13 protein-coding genes are annotated in these 16,976 nt (G+C 69.9%); 11 read left to right on the forward strand and 2 right to left on the reverse strand.

Going from position 1 to position 16,976, the window contains the following annotated elements:
* Positions 1 to 148: 148 nt before the first annotated feature.
* From IE262_RS01005 to IE262_RS01025, 5 genes are all read left to right on the forward strand, one after another.
* Positions 149 to 1,621 (forward strand): glycoside hydrolase family 76 protein, encoded by a 1,473-nt coding sequence (locus tag IE262_RS01005; RefSeq protein ID WP_189870520.1) that lies wholly within the window; start codon positions 149 to 151, stop codon positions 1,619 to 1,621.
* 51 nt (positions 1,622 to 1,672) lie between these two features.
* Entirely contained in the window at positions 1,673 to 2,014 is a 342-nt protein-coding gene (locus IE262_RS01010) for a PadR family transcriptional regulator (RefSeq protein ID WP_134039432.1), read from the forward strand.
* A complete protein-coding gene (locus IE262_RS01015) occupies positions 2,011 to 2,892 on the forward strand; it encodes a hypothetical protein (protein ID WP_189870523.1) in 882 nt (293 codons plus the stop codon). Before IE262_RS01010 ends, IE262_RS01015 begins: the two co-directional genes overlap by 4 nt.
* 222 nt (positions 2,893 to 3,114) lie before the next feature.
* On the forward strand, positions 3,115 to 3,945 hold the full coding sequence (locus IE262_RS01020; protein ID WP_189870524.1) for a DUF4184 family protein: 831 nt from the start codon (positions 3,115 to 3,117) through the stop codon (positions 3,943 to 3,945).
* A gap of 165 nt (positions 3,946 to 4,110) precedes the next feature.
* Positions 4,111 to 5,409, forward strand: coding sequence for an SGNH/GDSL hydrolase family protein (locus tag IE262_RS01025; RefSeq protein ID WP_229877032.1), 1,299 nt, complete (start codon positions 4,111 to 4,113; stop codon positions 5,407 to 5,409).
* A 93-nt stretch (positions 5,410 to 5,502) separates the two neighbouring features.
* On the opposite strand, the gene IE262_RS01030 is transcribed toward IE262_RS01025, so the two are convergent.
* Positions 5,503 to 7,932: a DUF8508 domain-containing protein gene (locus IE262_RS01030; RefSeq protein WP_229877033.1), complete on the reverse strand. Its 2,430-nt coding sequence runs from the start codon at positions 7,930 to 7,932 to the stop codon at positions 5,503 to 5,505.
* A gap of 746 nt (positions 7,933 to 8,678) precedes the next feature.
* Between IE262_RS01030 and IE262_RS01035 the strand changes: the two genes are divergently transcribed.
* The 5 genes from IE262_RS01035 (at position 8,679) to IE262_RS01055 (ending at position 15,041) form a co-directional block, all read left to right on the forward strand.
* Positions 8,679 to 9,014, forward strand: a complete 336-nt coding sequence (locus tag IE262_RS01035) for a hypothetical protein (protein WP_134039428.1) — start codon at positions 8,679 to 8,681, stop codon at positions 9,012 to 9,014.
* Positions 9,015 to 9,019: 5 nt separating this feature from the next.
* Entirely contained in the window at positions 9,020 to 10,387 is a 1,368-nt protein-coding gene (locus tag IE262_RS01040) for a hypothetical protein (RefSeq protein WP_189871566.1), read from the forward strand.
* A 227-nt stretch (positions 10,388 to 10,614) separates the two neighbouring features.
* Positions 10,615 to 12,249 carry a ribosomal protection-like ABC-F family protein gene (gene abc-f, locus IE262_RS01045; RefSeq protein WP_189870526.1) on the forward strand — a complete coding sequence of 545 codons (1,635 nt, stop codon included), beginning with the start codon at positions 10,615 to 10,617 and terminating at the stop codon, positions 12,247 to 12,249.
* Positions 12,250 to 12,329: 80 nt separating this feature from the next.
* On the forward strand, positions 12,330 to 13,946 hold the full coding sequence (locus IE262_RS01050) for an ABC-F family ATP-binding cassette domain-containing protein (RefSeq protein ID WP_189870529.1): 1,617 nt from the start codon (positions 12,330 to 12,332) through the stop codon (positions 13,944 to 13,946).
* Positions 13,947 to 14,087: 141 nt separating this feature from the next.
* Entirely contained in the window at positions 14,088 to 15,041 is a 954-nt protein-coding gene (locus IE262_RS01055; RefSeq protein ID WP_229877034.1) for a C40 family peptidase, read from the forward strand.
* 93 nt (positions 15,042 to 15,134) lie between these two features.
* Here the strand turns inward: IE262_RS01055 and IE262_RS01060 are convergent, their stop codons facing one another.
* Complete coding sequence (locus IE262_RS01060; protein WP_189870531.1) at positions 15,135 to 15,365, reverse strand: membrane lipoprotein lipid attachment site-containing protein; 231 nt, start codon at positions 15,363 to 15,365, stop codon at positions 15,135 to 15,137.
* A gap of 240 nt (positions 15,366 to 15,605) precedes the next feature.
* Between IE262_RS01060 and IE262_RS01065 the strand changes: the two genes are divergently transcribed.
* Entirely contained in the window at positions 15,606 to 16,892 is a 1,287-nt protein-coding gene (locus tag IE262_RS01065) for a phytase (RefSeq protein ID WP_229877035.1), read from the forward strand.
* Positions 16,893 to 16,976 lie beyond the last annotated feature (84 nt).

Here is a 16,976-nt window from a genome sequence, read left to right on the forward strand (position 1 = left end):
CCGTCTGCCCATCACTACCTTCCGAGAGCGCTCTCATTCCCGTATCCGCAGCACGTCCCCGGCCGTCGTCACCACCGGTGTCTTCCTTCGAAACGGCGACAGCGGTCCCACGGCGAGGCTCGGGGCGTCGCCCTGACAGGGAGGCCCCATGGCTCCCGTACGAAGACTCCGCATCCTCAGGCGGTCGGCCCCGGCGCTCGCCGTGGCACTGTTCGCCGCCTTGGTCCCGCAGTCGGCGTCCGCCGCCGGAACCAGCGCGGCGGCGACCGTCTGCAACAGGTACTGCGACGCCCGTGACCCCGCTCTCTCCCCGGGCGACCGGACTCCGGTGACGGCGACCGTCCACGGGCGGTCGATCGCCCTCCACTTCGACGACGCCGACGCGATGGGCTGGGCGTCCATCGACAACGGCAGCCCGGGTGACGAGGTGTGGCTCGACCGTTCCTTCGACGGCGGCCGTTCCTGGGGCTCCGGCAGCAGGCTCGGCAACACCGCCATCCCCGCGGACCGGCGCGGCTGGCGCACGCTCATGTACAACGTGGACGACTGGAACAACCACGGCGTCGGTGCCCTGCGCGCCTGTGGCAAGGCCGGGGATCGCGCCGAGATCGCGTGCACCCCGTGGGCTCGCGCCACATGGAACGCCGGAGACCGGCGCACCGCCGCGGCCACCGGGCTGATGACCTTCTACAACTACGGAACCGGCCTGTTCGACACCACCGGCTGGTGGAACTCGGCGAACGCCCTGAACTCCGTCGTCGACAACATCCGGGTTTCGGGCATGGGCAGTTACTCGTATGCGATCTCCCGCACGTACGACCTGAACGTGAACGCACGGGACGGGCAGTTCCGCAACGACTACATCGACGACACCGGCTGGTGGGGACTCGCCTGGATCGCCGCGTACGACCTGACCGGCGACCGCCGCTACCTGGACACCGCCCGCGCCGACGCCGACCACATGGCGGCGTACTGGGACGGCACCTGCGGTGGCGGGGTGTGGTGGAGCACCGCGCGGACGTACAAGAACGCCATCGCCAACTCCCTCTACATCCAGCTCAACGCCGCGCTGCACAACCGCATCGCGGGCGACACGGCGTACCTGGACCGGGCACGCGCCGGTTGGTCCTGGTTCCAGGGCACCGGCATGATCAACGGTTCGAACCTGGTCAACGACGGCGTCGACCTGTCCACCTGCCGCAACAACGGCCAGCCCGTCTGGTCGTACAACCAGGGTGTCCTGCTCGGTGCGCTGACCGAGTTGCACAAGGCCACGGGCGACGGCGCGCTGCTCGTCCGCGCACGGCAGATCGCCGACGCCGCGACCACGGCCTCCTCGCTCCACACCGCCGAGGGCATCCTGCGCGACCCGTGCGAGGGCGGCGACTGCGGCGGCGACGGACCGTCGTTCAAAGGCGCGCACGTGCGCGGTCTGGGCAAGCTCAACGCCGCGCTGCCGGACCAGCCCTACACCGCCTACCTGCGGCGCCAGGCGGACCGTGCGCATACGAGCGACCGGAACGCCCTTGACCAATACGGACTGCGCTGGTCGGGACCGGTCGACACGGTGGACGCGGCACGGCAGCAGAGCGCCCTCGACCTGCTCAACGCCGCGCCCTGAAGCTCCGCTCCGGCATTGTCCATAGGCCATTGGACGACATATGTTGGCTGGATGAGTGAGCGCGTGTTGCAGGAGCCGACCCTTTTGATCCTGACGGCTTTGGCGGATGAGCCACGGCATGGTTACGCCATCGCCCAGGAGGTCAAGTCGCTCTCCGGCACCCGGGTGGTCCTGCGCACCGGTACCCTCTACGGCGCCCTCGATCGGCTGTTGAAGGACGGCCTGATCGAGGTGCACCGTGAGGAGGTCGTCGACGGGCGGGCCCGCAAGGTCTACGCTTTGGCGCCGCTGGGGCGGGAGAGACTGGCGGCAGCGGCGGAGCGGATGGCGGCGACGGCCCGTGAGGCCAACCGGCGGCTGGGCATCTCCGGGGCGACGGTGACGCAGGCGTGATCGGGCTGGTTCTGCGCCTGTATCCGCGGCGGTACCGCAGGGAGTGCGGCGAGGAGATCCTTGCCGTCTATCAGCAGACGGCGGCGGAAGTCTCTTCCATGGGCAGGTTTCGGGAGGCTGCGGATATCGCCGCTCACGCGGTGCGGATGAGACTCGGTGTGAACTCCTCGACGGCCGCCGGACGGCTTCTGGCCCGCGCGGCACCGTTGGCGGTCGGTGCGGTGGCGGCCTATGGCGGTGTGCATCTGAGCCGCTGGTACGCCGGGGTGGTCGCCTCGCCGGGCCCCGTGTATCTCACCGCCGACGCGTGGAGCGCGCTCCTGCTTGCCTCGGCACTGGTCTTCGTCGGGGCTGTCACGGCGCTGACGGCGCGGTGGCATGTGGGTGTGGCCACGCTCACCATCGGACTGGCGGGGCTGGCCGTCGCGGCTGTTGTCAGCGGCCCCGCGTTCGGCGATCCGATCGTCACGCCCACCATGGCGCTCCTCACCGCCTTGGTCGTACTGGCCTGTCCGCCCGATCTGCGACCGGGGCCCGGGGCGTGTGCCGCGGCCGGCGTGATGGCCGCCGCCGCGTGGCTTCCCGTCACCGCGATGTACGCCGGCGCACTGCCGGTCAGCACCGACTACGGCCTGTGGCCCCTTCTCGTTCTCGCGGCCACCGGACTCGCGCAGTCCGTGCGGTCGATGTCCCCGGGGAGGGCCGAGACGGCTGCGACGGCCGCGGCCTGCCCGCTGTTCCTTGCCTACGCCTACACCACGGGAGCCTGGGATCTGTTGCTTCCGGCGCTGGGGACCGCGGCCGTCGTACCGCTCGCCGGCGCGTTGGCCGCCGGCGCGCACGCGCTTCGTCTTCGCGGACGCTCCAGCCCGCGCTGACGCACCCTTCACCCAGCCGCCCTCCGTGCCGCGGGGGCGGCTTTTTGCTGTCTGGCGCAGCAAGGAAGCACGCGGAGCGCGCGGCATAGTCAGGTTGCCGACATATGATCCCGGAGAACGTATTCAGCCGCCTGACTCGTCGGGATCCAGGCGCCGCCCCGTGCCCCCACCGCACCCGGCGGCCGTCACCATGGCCCGCGCCGACACGGAAGAGACTCCTCGATGCCGTTCACGCTGTCCCATCCCGCGGCCGTTCTGCCGCTGCTGCGCCACCCCTTCTCGTCGGCCGCCCTGGTCTGCGGAGCCATGGCTCCGGACGCGCCGTACTTCCTCGCCGCCGCGCGCATACCGGTGAGCGCCCAGTCGTGGTACGAGCCGTTCCTCAACGCCACCGTGTCCCACACACTGTCCGGCCTCACCGTGTCGGGGCCGTCCGCTCTGGCACTCCTGGCGCTGTACGGGCTCGTGCGCCGCCCGACCGCCGCTCTGCTGCCCGGCCGGTTCTCCCCGGCCGGTGCGGCCGACCGCGACGGCAAGGGCCTGCGCCGGGCGGGCTGGGTGCTGCTGTCCGCCCTGATCGGCATCCTGACCCATCTGGTGTGGGACTCCTTCACGCACGCCGACGGTTACACCGTCGCTCACCTGGGCGTCCTGCGGTCCCACATCACGGGGGATCTGACTGCGGCGCGGCTGCTCCAGCACATCAGCACGGCCGGGGGCCTGACAGCGGTCGCGGTGCACGTGTGGCGCCGTCTGCGCCGGGTTCCGGCGGGCCACGCCGGCCAGGCCAAACCATCGGCAGCGGCCCGCTGGAGCGTCGTAGCGGCGCTGGCCGTCGCCACCCTCACCGGTGCCGCGGCCAACACGCACACCCTGGAGTACTACCGGGGCGGACCTGCGACAGCCGAACAGACAACCGTGCAACAGAGGGGGGAGGCGGTTCTCTCGGACTGGGCGACGGGCGGCGGCGGCGCGCTGGCCTGCGCTCTCGTCCTTTATGCCTGCGCCTGGTGGGTGCGGGGTGCCATCCGGCCCACCGAGAGCACGACTTGACTCCATAGATCGGATCTATTTGTCGAATTGAGGTTCACCCTCACCCGCCCTCGGTCAGGCCCTACAGAAGGCTGTCCGTAATTGGCTTTGGAGCCTGACCTTATGGGCGTGGTCGCATATACAGCCAAGGCGCAAGCCCGTTGACACCTCCGATGTATCCATTGGTTGCCTTCGCTGGAAAGGCGGACCCCGCGTGACCACCACGCACCGGCGCCTTCTCGCCACCCTGGTGGCGGCACTGGCGATCGCCCTGCTCGGGACGCCGGCGCCCTGCCCGCCAGAGCCGACGCGGGGCCTGCCTCCGCCACCCGCCGCGGTTGGACGGGCACCTGGGAGGCGGCGGCCTCCGGCACCGTACCGGCTCTGCCCGGCACCTCCATCCGCAATGTCGTCCATGTCAGCGTCGGCGGCCGCGCCGCGCGCGTCCGCATCTCCAACCGGCTCGGCGCCTCCCCCCTCGAACTCGGCTCCGTGACCGTGGCGCTGCAGGAGAAGGGTGCGCCGACGAGTCCGAACGCCGTCGCGGGAACGATGCGCGCCGCCACCTTCCGCGGCGCCGCCTCGGTGACCGTCCCGGCCGGCGAGGACACGGTCACCGACCCCGTGTCGCTCAGGGTGCCCGACGGCGCCAACCTCCTGATCACCGTGTACACACCGGTCGACACCGGGCCGGCCACGTACCACCGTTCGGCCCTGCAGACCAGTTTCCTCGCCCCTTCCGGCAACCACGCCGCGGACGAGGACGGATCCGCCTGCACCGGGACCACGGGCTCCTGGTACTACGTGACCGGTGTGGACGTGCTCGGCCCGCGCACCGCCGGCAGCGTCGTCGCACTCGGCGACTCCATCACCGACGGATCAGGATCAACGTCCAGCGCCAACCGCCGCTGGCCGGACCGGCTCGCCGAACGGCTGCGCGCGCTGCCGCCACACCGTCGGCTCGGTGTCCTGAACGCCGGGATCGCCGGCAACCGCCTCCTGCTCGACGGCACCGGCCCCAGCGCCCTGTCCCGGCTCGACGCCGACGTTCTGTCCCGCACCGGCGTACGCACGATGATCCTCATGGAGGGCATCAACGACATCAAGGGCAACCCCAACCAGACCGACCCGGCCGCCTTCGAGGATGCCTACCGCCAGATCGTGCGGCGCGCCCACGCTCGCGGTATCCGCGTCATCGGCGCCACCATCACCCCGTACGGCGGCAACGGCGGTTACACGGAGGCTCGTGAGGCCGTACGCCAGTCGGTCAACGCGTTCATCCGGACCGGCGGCCTCTTCGACGCCGTCGTGGACTTCGACGCCGTGGTCCGCGACCCCGCCGACCCTCACCGCATCCTGCCCGCCTACGACCCGGGCGACCACCTGCACTTCAACGACGCCGGGCTGAAGGCAATGGCCGACGCGATCGACCCGAACGACCTCCTTTTCACCGGCGCAAGGGGCGCCGGACGCAACGCCGCCTGATCCCTCTCCCCGGACGGACAGCCGCACGAAAGCGCGTGGGGCGTGCACGTGGTCACGTGCACGCCCAATGCGTCGGTCAGTGGGCGGATGCGCTCACTTGATGCGGACGACCTGCGGGTCGTGGTCGCTCGTCTGGTCGGAGAACTCCGAGTTGATGTGGACGACGTCGTACGCCGGCTTCTTGATGGCGGGCGAGACCAGGATGTGGTCCAGCGTCTGCGAGTTGCCGTCGTACACGTAGCTGTACCGCTCGCCCACCGGCAGGGTGTTGATCAGGTCGGTGAGGACACCGCCCGCGGTCAGCGTCTGAAGCGGCTTGGAGAACTGGTAGTCGTTCATGTCGCCGAGGACGACCACCTTGGCCTTCGAGTTCTTGGCCAGGACGCTGGACACGAAGGAGTTGACTTCCTTGGCCTGGGCCAGGCGCTGGGTCTCGGAGCCGAGCACCGGCGGCTGGACGGCGCCGTGCAGCGGCTTGTCGCCACCCTTGGAGTTGAAGTGGTTGCCGACGACGAAGACCTGCTCGCCGCGGAAGACGAACTCACCGACGAGCGGCTTGCGGCTGCTCTTCCAGGCGTCGGAGGTGGGGTTGATCCTCCCCGGCGAGACCGAGAGCTTCACACCCTTCTTGCCGTCGCTGACGGCCTGCGCGGCGGTGGTGGAGTCGCCGCCCGGCCGGTCGACGAAGGTGACGCGCTGGGGGTTGAAGAGGAGGACGTTCCGGATGTTGCCGCCCGGCTCGCCACCGTCCTGGTCGTTGACCGGGTCGACGGAACGCCAGTCGTACGCGGGGCCGCCGGCCGCCTTGATGGCGTCGATGAACTGGGCCATCGTCTTGTCGGCGGCGACCGTGCCGTCGTCCTTGGCGCCGTTGTTGTCCTGGATCTCCTCCAGGCTGATGATGTCCGGCGCGGCGAGGTTCTTGACGACGCCCTCGGCCAGGCGGTCGAACTTGCTCTGCGGGTCGGTCGGGTCGAGGTTCTCGACGTTGTACGTCGCGACGGAGAGCTCGTCCGACTTGCCCTTCTGCGCCACCTCCGGCTTGAGCCCACCGGACTTGACGGTGCCGAGCGTGGTCGCCTGGACGTTGTAGCCGCCGTAGTTGGCGTAGTCCAGCGGGCCCTCGGTGGTGCCGGTGAGGGTGTCGCCCACATTGGCATCGAGCTGGTCACCGGTGAGTGAGGCGATCAGCAGGCGGCCCGAGTTGGGGTCGTCGTAGCCGGTCATGACCGTGCCGCCGCGCGGCGTCGGGTTCTGCTTGGGCTTGGTGGTGATCCAGGTCTCGTTGTACTGGTTGGACGCGCCGACCACGCGAGTGTCGCTGATCTGCACCAGCATGCCCTCGTGAGCCTCCAGCCAGTCCAGCGCGTAGGTGCCTGGCTCCAGTTGCTGGGACTCGATGTTGCCGCCGTCGACCTTCGGCGCGTAGGCGTCGGGGATCGTGGCCGCGTCGATGACCTCGGCCGCCGGCAGCTTGTTGCCCGAGGACAGCACGCTCGCCGTCGGGGCGGTCAGCTCGGTGACGGACTGCGTCCCGCTGGTCTTGCCGCCGGGGTAGTACTCGCTGATCTTGCCGGAGACGACGACCGAGTCGCCGACCTTGACCAGGGGGGTGGCGGAGCCGGTGAAGACGAAGATGGCCTCGCTGGTGGCGGGGTTGTTGTCGGCGTCGGGGTCCTGGATCCAGTAGCCCTTCGAGCCGGTGGCGCGTACGGCGGTCACCACGCCGGGGACGTTGGTGACGGTCTGGCCGTTCTCCGGGGAGAGCCGGGTGGCGCCCTGGATGTCGTGGATGCGCAGCGGGCCCGGGGTGGTGTCGGTGGGCGTCGGGGTGGGCGTGGGCGACGGGTCGCCGCCACCGCTCTCACCCGTGCTGTTGCCGGGGCTCGGAGCGGAGCCGGTGAAGTCCGCCGCGTTGTCGTCGGTGTCCGTGAACTTGGCGTCGCGGGAGACGGAGGTGGTGTTGCCGGCGCCGGTGGCGGGGCTGCCCTCGCGGACCACGGCGGTGCCGAAGCCGACCAGGTCCTTGACGGTGCCGTCGGCCGCGCAGTCGGCGGCGGTCAGGCAGGTGAGCGCGGTGGTCGAGTGGACCAGCGCCACGGTGCCGCTGGTGCCCGACATGGCGATGGTGCCGGTGGCGTCGGGGGTCGGCAGGGCGGTGTCGCCGCCGGTGCCCTTGGACTCCTGGATCAGGTACTTGCCGCCCGCGGGGACGGCACCGGAGAGCGGGGTGACCTGCCACTTGGAGGTGGAGGTGGGCGAGCCGCTGAGGTACTGCACGGACCAGCCACTGAGGTCGAACGACGCGGTCCCGGCATTGCCCAGCTCGATGAAGTCATGGGTGAGGGACGCACCGGAGTTGCCACCGCCGCCGTAGACCTCGGAGATCACGGCGTCGGAGGAAGGGGCCGCCTCGGCGGCGAAGGGGAGGGCGATGAGCGAACCGGTGAGGCCGACGGGAAGCGCGATGAGGACAGCCTTGGCGCTTCTGCCACGCAGGGCCGGGGGTATGCGTGAGGACACGTGGAGCTCTTTCTTGCAGAAGGAGTTGTAAAAGAGGTGTGGCCGATATGTGGGAGGAGTGGGGCAACCCGGAAGCTGGCTGGAAAGATACGCGCGTAGACACACCCACAGCAAGACGTTGAGCGTTCCATCCGGCAACCGTTTCCCAACCGTTCGCCAGGAGTAATCCCGCTGTCCGCCCTGTCGGCGGGGTGCTCAGGGACACGCCGTGCGGCACCCGGGCACGCCAACGACCGCAGGACGGGCGGCCGTCCGGCTCCGGACCCTGGCGCCTACGGGGCGGTATACGAACGTAGAGGAAGGGGTGACGGGGGAACCCAACGTTCACTTACGGCACGCCGGGCCATATGGGGGCGAAGCGGCCATCTCTGGCGTTCTGATGGACGTACCCCCACGTACGCGCGTGCGACGGCCGCCGCCGTCAGGGCAGCCAGGACGGGCAGCATCCGGCGGCCGTCCTGCGGAAGGTGAAGGGAAACGTGGTCGAGGAGGGCGACGTTCGCCGTGGTACGCCCGCCGGGTGCCGGGGACCCAAAGATCGAAACAAGCCAAACGAGTCCTACCAGGACAGAGCGCGGGGAACCTCTCGCCCCGCTTGTGGGAGTCGTGGGGGACTGCAGCGCACGCCCTGCGAACCCGTCCTTGTGCTCCCCAACTGCTCTTATCCTGCGATGGCACTGAGGTTTCGGTGGCGTACATTCAACCGAGCCGTACCGCCATGGGGCAGTACAGGGGGAGCTGAAACCATGACGTTCGGCGGCTACAGAGCTGCGCCCGATTCGATTGACGGCAGCGCGCACATCCTGCTGGAGATCGCCGGCCTGCTGGAGCAGGGCCGTCTCGACGGGGACGCCGGCACGATCGCCCGGGCACCGCGTTCGCATCAGGACGTGTCGGAAGCGGTCCACGACTTCGCCACATTCGCTGCGGATCAGGGGACCGACCTGGCGGCCCTGCTGACCGCTCTTTCCACCCTGCTCAAGAGCACGGGCAACGCGTACACGTCCACGGAGGCGGCCACAGCCGCCGAACTCAGGAGTTTCGTGGACTCGTCCACCTACGTGCCCGGAAAGCGAGGTTGAGCCTGGTGGTGTACTACGCGGACGTGAAGTTCCTGGAGGACTGCGATCCGGTCCTCATCGAGCGCAACGCCAAGGAGTACCGGCGGATGCGCGATCTGCTCGACTCCGTCGAGCCCTCCGTGCGCAAGGCGGAGCAGGTGCAGTGGGAGAGCGTGGCCCGTACGTCGTACGAGGCCCGTCTGCGCGATGTGCGGGGCCTGGCCCGGGGTCTCTACGACGGCTACGACGCGGCGCAGTCGGCGCTGTTGAAGTACGCGGACGCGGTGGCGGACGCCAAGCCACACCTGCGCGACGGCAAGGAGGCGCAGGAGCGGCTGGACGGAGTGCTGAGCGGTGAGGGCTTTGCGCTCACCCGCGCCCAGCAGTCCGCGGAGCCGATGCGGCGCTGGGAAGACATGCGGCACACCACCGGCCTTCTGGACTGGATCAGTGAACTGGGGGTTGATCGTGACGCGATCAGGGAGGAGGCCGAGCGCTATTACGAGCAGGCCGAGGCCGCCTTCGCCCGGGCCCTGAACACCGAACGGCCGGCGCGTGAGGCTTGTGTGGCGGCGCTGAAGGCGGCGACGGCGCTCATACCCGATTTCCGCACCACGCACAAGGACGCGGCGGCGCTGCTGTTCAAGGTGAAAGCCCTGTCGGCGGAGCGCGCGGAAGCCGCGGACAACCCGCTCACCAGGCTTCCGGGCAGTCCATGGGGTAAGGGCAGCACGTTGACGGGGCCGGATGCCACGGTCTCCGCCCTGCTCCAGGATCTGCGCACCCACGCCAAGGGCATGCCAGAGGTGAAGAGTCAGTGGCTCACGGACGCGATCGGTGACAAGAGGGAGTGGGTGCTGGAGAACCGGGCGGCCATCAAGGAGACGGCCAAGGTGTACGGTCTGCCGCCGGACGTGGTAGCGGCGATCGCGCTGCAGGAGGTAGGGGGCACGCCCTACGCCATCGACCGGCAGGTGGAAATGTCCCGCGCCGTGGCGGAGAACGTCCTCAGCCCCCTCGTTCCGGAGAACCTGCCCGGTCCTCTGGGCGGAGACCGTGACAACACCTCCTACGGGCCCATGGCGGTCCAGATCCGTCGCGCGGCCGAGACGCTTGGCTACGAGCCCGCCAACCTCACCACCGACCAGCGCGACGAGATCCGCGGAGCGCTTGAGGACCCCACCCAGAACCTGCTGATTTCCGCGAAGCACATGGCGGACCTCAAGGCTCAGAGTTCGTTCGCCGACGTTCCCCCTGAGCAGATGACCGATGCGCAGAAAGCAGAGCTCGCGTCCCGCTACAACGGCGGGCCCTACTGGCAGGTGCCTCAAGCCCAGGCCTACGCCGACGCGGTGGAAGGGCACCGGGCACGGGTGCGGCAGGACTTCAGCTGATCGGCCACCGCCACGGACCTGCTGCTAGGCTACGGCGGACGTAATCGTGTACCGAGGAGTGGCAGACATGGTGGGTGACGACGACATCTGCGGGTGATACCCGGATGTGAGCGGCCACCGGCAGGTGCAGAAGAGCACTGCCGAAGTGGCCTCGCCGTCGTTCCCTTTCCCCCTCTGCCCGGGGCAGACGTCTCTTCCTGCCCCCTCCCATCACACGAGGTCACCCCATGTCCGATGCTGCCATTGTCTGCTCGAACGTCTCCTTCAGCTGGCCCGACGACACACCGGTCTTCCAGGACCTGTCGTTGACCGTGAGCACCGGTCGTACGGGACTGGTGGCTCCGAACGGCTCCGGCAAGAGCACCCTGCTCAAGCTGATCGCCGGCGAGCTACGGCCCGGCGCCGGGTCCGTGTCGGTCGTCGGCACCCTCGGCCATCTCCCCCAGACCCTCCCCCTCACCGGTGAACTCACGGTGGCCGAGGTGCTGGGCGTCGCCGCGGTGATCCGCGCCATCGACGCCGTCGAGTCCGGCGACGTCGACGAGAAACACTTCACGACCATCGGCGACGACTGGGACATCGAGGAACGCACCCGTGCCCAGCTCGACCGCCTCGGCCTGACCGACCTCACCCTGGACCGCGGCCTGAGCACACTCAGCGGCGGTCAGGTCGTCTCCCTCGGACTCGCGGCCCAACTGCTGAAGCGGCCCGACGTGCTGCTGCTCGACGAGCCCACCAACAACCTCGATCTCGACGCGCGCCACAAGCTCTACGACGTACTGGAGGACTTCAACGGCTGTCTGCTGGTCGTCAGCCATGACCGGGCCCTGCTCGACCGTATGGAGCGCATCGCCGAACTCGGCGGCAGTGAACTGCGTTTCTACGGCGGCAACTTCACCGAGTACGAGGAGGCGGTGCGGGCCGAACAGGAGGTTGCCGAGAAGAACGTCCGCAGCGCGGAGCAGGAGCTGAAGCGGGAGAAGCGGGAGATGCAGCAGGCCCGTGAACGCGCCGAGCGCCGTGCCGGGAACGCCGCCCGCAACCTCAAGAACGCCGGACTGCCGCGTATCTTCGCCGGCAACATGAAGCGCGGCGCCCAGGAGTCCGCGGGGCGGGCGGGGCAGATGCACGCCTCCCGGGTAGGCGAGGCCAAGGCCCGGCTGGACGAGGCGGCGCGTGCGCTGCGCGACGAACAGCGCATCACCCTGGACCTCCCGGACACCGACGTGCCCGCCGGGCGCACCCTCTTCCTCGGCGAGGCCATGCAGGTCCGGCACGGCGGACGGGCCGTGTTCGCCGGCCAGGGTGTCGACCTGACGATCCGGGGGCCGGAACGCATCGCGCTCACCGGAGCCAACGGAGCGGGCAAGAGCACCCTGCTGCGGCTGATCAACGGCGACCTGGTGAGGGACAGCGGAGACATCAAGCGCGCGGACGGGCGGATCGCCTACCTTTCGCAGCGGCTGGACGTACTGGACCTGAACCGTACGGTCGCGGAGAACTTCGCCGCCTTCGCCCCCCAGCGGCCGGAGGCCGAGCGGATGAACCTGCTCGCCCGCTTCCTCTTCCGCGGTGCGCGGGCGCATCTGCCGGTCGGGGTCCTCTCCGGTGGCGAGCGGCTCCGGGCCTCCCTTGCCTGTGTGCTGTGTGCCGAACCGGCTCCCCAGTTGCTGCTCCTGGACGAGCCGACGAACAACCTGGACCTGGTGAGCGCGGGGCAGTTGGAGAGTGCCCTGGGGTCCTACCGGGGGGCTTTCGTGGTGGTGAGCCATGACGAGCGGTTCCTGACGGAGATCGGTGTCGGCCGGTGGCTGCGGCTGGCCGACGGCGAGCTCACCGAGACGGGAGCACCTCAGCGGTGAAGGGCCGACAGGTTCGACCGGGCCCGCGCCGAGGTGTGTCACCCGGCGGGCCGAGCACCGATTCCCTGGGACGGATCACCGTGCCGCAACCACCCCTGCTCGCCCATGACCTCGTCCGCACCCTCGGCAGCAGGCGAGTGCTCGACGGCGTGTCCCTCGTCGCCTCCCCCGGGCACCGCATCGGGCTGATCGGGGAGAACGGCGTCGGCAAGTCGACGCTGCTCCGTCTGCTCGCCGGGACGGACGAACCCGACGCCGGGCGGGTCGAGCGCCCGGCCGACCTGGGCTTCCTCCATCAGGAGATGCCGTTCGACGCCGAGGCCGCCATCGCCGACGTCCTGGACGACGCCCTGCGCGAGGCACGCGAGGACCTCGTCGAGCTGGAACGCCTCTCCGAGGAACTCGCCCGCACCCCGCACGACTCCCCCGCCTACGCGGCGTTGCTGGAGGCATACGGCGGGCGGCTGGAGCAGGCCGAGGAGCGCGAGGCGTGGGACGCCGACCGGCGGGCCGCGCTCGTCCTCGACGGGCTCGGGCTCGGCACGGTCGCGCACGACCGCACGCTCGGGTCGCTCTCCGGCGGCCAGCGCGGCCGGCTCGCGCTGGCCGCGCTGCTGGTCCGGCGGCCCTCGGCGCTGCTGCTGGACGAGCCGACCAACCACCTCGACGACGATGCCGCCGCCTTCCTGGAGGAGCAGGTGCGCGGTCTGCCCGGCGTCGTGGTGCTGGCCAGCCATGACCGGGCCTTCCTCGACGCCGTCTGTACCGACCTGATCGACCTCGACCCGGCCGTGGACGGCCCGGTCCGCCATGGCGGCAACTACAGCGCCTACCTGGCGGAGAAGCACGCCGAACGGGAACGCTGGGAGCGGCGCTACGCCGAAGAGCAGGAGGAGCTCGCGGCGCTGCGGTACGCGGCCGCGGTCACCGCCCATGTCGTCGCCCCGAACCGTGAGCGGAGGGACAACGAGAAGATGGGGTACGGCCACCGCGGCGGCCGCGTACAGAACCAGATCTCACGCCGGGTGCGCAACGCCACCCGCAGGCTGGAGGAACTGGAGCGCACTCAGGTCGGTGCCCCACCGGTGCCGCTGCGCTTCCAACGCGCCGCGCTCGCGAAGGAGTCGGCGGACGGCACCCTGGTGGCGCTGCGCGACGCACGGGTCCCGGGCCGCCTGGCCGTCGGGCGTCTCGATGTGTCGGCGACGGAGCGGCTGCTGGTCACTGGGGGCAACGGGGCGGGGAAATCCACGCTGCTGGCCGTGCTCGCCGGGCGGATCTCCGCACAGGGCGAGGTGCGGCGGCGGCGCGGGCTGACGGTGGGGTGGCTGGCCCAGGACACCGTGTTCGACCGGCCGGAGCGTACGGTCCGGGACACCTACGAACTCTCGCTCGGCGCCGAGCGGGCGGAGGCCGTCCCGTTGGACTCGCTGGGCCTGATGCACGAGGCGGACCTGGACAAGGCGGTCGGTCACCTGTCCGTCGGTCAGCGGCGCCGCCTCGCCCTGGCGCTGCTGGTCGCACAGCCGCCCGCGCTCCTGCTGCTCGACGAGCCCACCAATCATCTCTCGCCCCGGCTGTGCGACGAGTTGGAGGAGGCCCTCGGGGCCGGCCCCGGCGCGATCGTCGTGGCCAGCCACGACCGGTGGCTGAGGAAACGCTGGCAGGGCCAGGAGATCCGGCTGGGGCCGTGGTGACGTCGGCCGAAGCGAGCAAGGCTACTGCTCCATTAAACTTTCACAGTCCACACACACTTCCGGTGGGGCCGGCATACGCCTGCCCCACCGCAGTATCAGTAGCAGCGGCACCGACAGCCGAGTGCGGAGGAGAACGTTTCGATGGCGCCGGAGCGGAACATGGGACTGGCGGGCAGCGAACCCAGCCGTGACGAGGTCAGGCAGCGGGTCAACAGCCTCTATGACCACGCCGAGGCAGCCACCGAGACCTTCAACGCGACCCGCGCCAGGAGCGTGAGGTCATTCGACCGCATCGTCCCAGCGGGCAGGGAGACGCGCCGGAATTCCGACCTCGGCGTCAACGCCATCACCCAGAGGTGGTTCGACGTCAGCCGCACGTTACTGGGCCCGACCGTTCCTGCCGTCCTGCCGCCCGACCGGACGGCCGTACCGGAGCTGCCGGCCGCACCCGCGCCTCGGCCTCCCCTGGCCCCGGCAGGGACCCCCGCACGGCCGGCTCTCGCCCTCGATGCCGCGCCGGCCGCAACTGCACCAGCGACGCCGACAGCGGCGGTGGTGGCGCCGCCTGAGAAACCGCAGCTCCTCCCTCCCGCGCCGACTGAGTCGCCGTCACCGCAGGCCGTCGGCGGGGCGACACTTCCGGCAGCACCACTGACCGCACTGCCGGCCGTCAACGCGCCCGTCAGCGAAGAGGCGCCGGTCGAGAGCCCGCTCCCGGAGTCTGTCCCTGCCGTCGGCGGCAGGGGCCTGGCGGCGGTCGCCTTCGCCCGCGCGCAGACCGGAAAGCCTTGCGTCTGGGGTGCGACCGGCCCCGAATCGTACGACTGCTCCAGCCTTACCCAGGCGGCGTGGAAAACCGTCGGCGTCGATCTCCCGCGCGCGGCACGGGATCAAGCGCTTGCCGGGAGACCGGTGTCGCTGACCAGTCTCCTGCCGGGTGACCTGGTCTTCTTCCACGCCGATGCCCGCCACGTGGGCCTGTTCACCGGTGACGGGACAGTGGTCCACGCGCCCGCCCCTGGACGCGTCGTCCGTGAGGACCCGATTCTCACCGCTGGGGAGGCACCCGCCCACAGCGCCGTGAGGCCGGCATAGCGGCGGTGCAGCGGCCGGCCGCCCCGGTTGTCGATATGACAGGCAGCCAGATCACTGAGGTCGCGCACGGCTCATTGAAGCGCTGGTGCCGGCTTAATCGTCGACACACTTGGGGTACTTCGACCCCCGATTGCAGTCGTGATAGTCGTACTTGCTCACCCGGAACTTCTTCTCGTCGCCGCCCTTGGCCGGTTTGACAACCAGGTAGAACTTCTTCCCGCTCTTGACCTTGTCGGTGACTTGCCCTTCGGGGCCCTGGTCGAAGTTCTGCGCGCACCCGGCGACTGCCAGGACGGCGGTTACCGCAAGGAGGAGGCGTTTCATGTCGTGCTCCGATCAATCTGAGGACCAGGGCAGTGTAGGGGAGTTGACTGACCGACAGGGGCACGGGCGCTCGCTCCCGCAAACGAAGGGGCGGTCTCCCTCGCCATTCCGCCCCAGCGTTCACGATGTCCCCACGGTGTGGCCATCTATCCGCATGTACTTGTCACTTGCTGGCTTCAGCATGCTCGATAGCCATCCCCCGGAAAGGCATCCATGTCTCACGTACGCAAGGCATTCCGAATGCGCTGCCTGACGATCGCGGCGGCCGCGGTCGTGACGGCCGTCGTGGCCGCGCCCGCTCAGGCGGACACCACGGTCGCCGAGGTCACCGCCAAGGCCGAAACACCCACCCTGTTCGATGACGCGGCAGGCGGTGAGGCCACCGCGGACGACCCGGCGATCTGGCGCGACTCCAACGACCCGGACAAGAGCCTGGTACTCGGCACCGCGAAGGTCGGCGGCCTGCGGGTGTACGACCTCGCGGCACACGAGGTCCAGTCGCTCCCCGCTCCGAAGGCGCCCAGCGCCGAGGACGAGCCTGGCCGCATCAACAACGTGGATGTCATCGACGGCGCCAACCTCGCCATCGCCACCGACCGCGGCCGCGACAAGCTGGTCATCTACAGCATCGACCGCGACCGCGCGGAGGGCCCCGTCAAGGACGTCACCGCCCAGAACGCCGCCCCGTACATCTTCTCGGCCGACCAGGACGAGGTGAACGAGCAGGCCACCGCGTACGGACTGGCCTCCTGGAAGGACCGGAAGACCGGCCGCATCTACGCCGTCGTCACCCAGGAGCTGAACAACCAGGTCGCGCTGCTGGAACTGACGAGGGAAGCGAACGGCACCTACGGCTACCGCAAGATCCGCACCATCAGCTTCCCCTCCACCTTCACCCTGCCGAACGGCACGACCTGGACCCCCTGCGAGGAGCCGGGCGAGCAGCCCTACCTTGAGGGCATGCGCGTCGACGCCGCGAACGGCATGCTCTACGCCGGCCAGGAAGACGTGGGACTCTGGCGCATGCGCGCCGACCTCACCGGCGAGCCCACCTTGATCGACAAGGTCAGGGACTACGGTGTCCCCGCCACCTGGGATCCCGACAGCGAGGAGTGCGTCCCCGGCGAGGACCCCGGCTTCGGCGGAACCCACCTCACCGCTGACGTCGAGGGAATCACGCTGATCGACCGGCCGGGCGGCGGTGGCCATGTCGTCGTCTCCAGCCAGGGCGACAGCACCTTCGCGATGTACGACCGTGATCCGGCCAAGGGCAACGCGTACGTGAAGAGCTTCCGGGTCGTCGCGGGCCAGGGTGAGGGCGCGATCGACGGCGCCGAGGGCACCGACAGCCTGGAGATCGTCAACCAGTCGTTCGGTTCGGCGTACCCGCAAGGGCTCGCCGTGATCCAGGACGAGACGGACACCCCCACGGTGACCGGCGACGACGGTGAGCCGCGCGACGGCACCAACTACAAGTACGTGGACCTGCGGGACGTCGCCACCGCCACCGGGCTCAGCTTCCGCTGACGCGGGCAGGACACCAGCACCTCTCGGTCCGCAGCTTCGGACCGGGGGGCGCCGGTGTTTCGTGGGACGACGGTCGTGCCGTCC

Origin of the sequence: Streptomyces bluensis (assembly GCF_014650715.1) — a bacterium.
Lineage (GTDB): Bacteria > Actinomycetota > Actinomycetes > Streptomycetales > Streptomycetaceae > Streptomyces > Streptomyces bluensis.

What these genes read in the sequence shown, in the direction of transcription:
- abc-f (WP_189870526.1), top strand. Translation starts at nt 10,615, where the DNA reads ATGTCCGATGCTGCCATTGTCTGCTCGAACGTCTCCTTCAGCTGGCCC.
- IE262_RS01035 (WP_134039428.1), top strand. Translation starts at nt 8,679, where the DNA reads ATGACGTTCGGCGGCTACAGAGCTGCGCCCGATTCGATTGACGGCAGC.
- IE262_RS01055 (WP_229877034.1), top strand. Translation starts at nt 14,088, where the DNA reads ATGGCGCCGGAGCGGAACATGGGACTGGCGGGCAGCGAACCCAGCCGT.
- IE262_RS01060 (WP_189870531.1), bottom strand. Translation starts at nt 15,365, where the DNA reads ATGAAACGCCTCCTCCTTGCGGTAACCGCCGTCCTGGCAGTCGCCGGG.
- IE262_RS01010 (WP_134039432.1), top strand. Translation starts at nt 1,673, where the DNA reads ATGAGTGAGCGCGTGTTGCAGGAGCCGACCCTTTTGATCCTGACGGCT.
- IE262_RS01065 (WP_229877035.1), top strand. Translation starts at nt 15,606, where the DNA reads ATGCGCTGCCTGACGATCGCGGCGGCCGCGGTCGTGACGGCCGTCGTG.
- IE262_RS01005 (WP_189870520.1), top strand. Translation starts at nt 149, where the DNA reads ATGGCTCCCGTACGAAGACTCCGCATCCTCAGGCGGTCGGCCCCGGCG.
- IE262_RS01020 (WP_189870524.1), top strand. Translation starts at nt 3,115, where the DNA reads ATGCCGTTCACGCTGTCCCATCCCGCGGCCGTTCTGCCGCTGCTGCGC.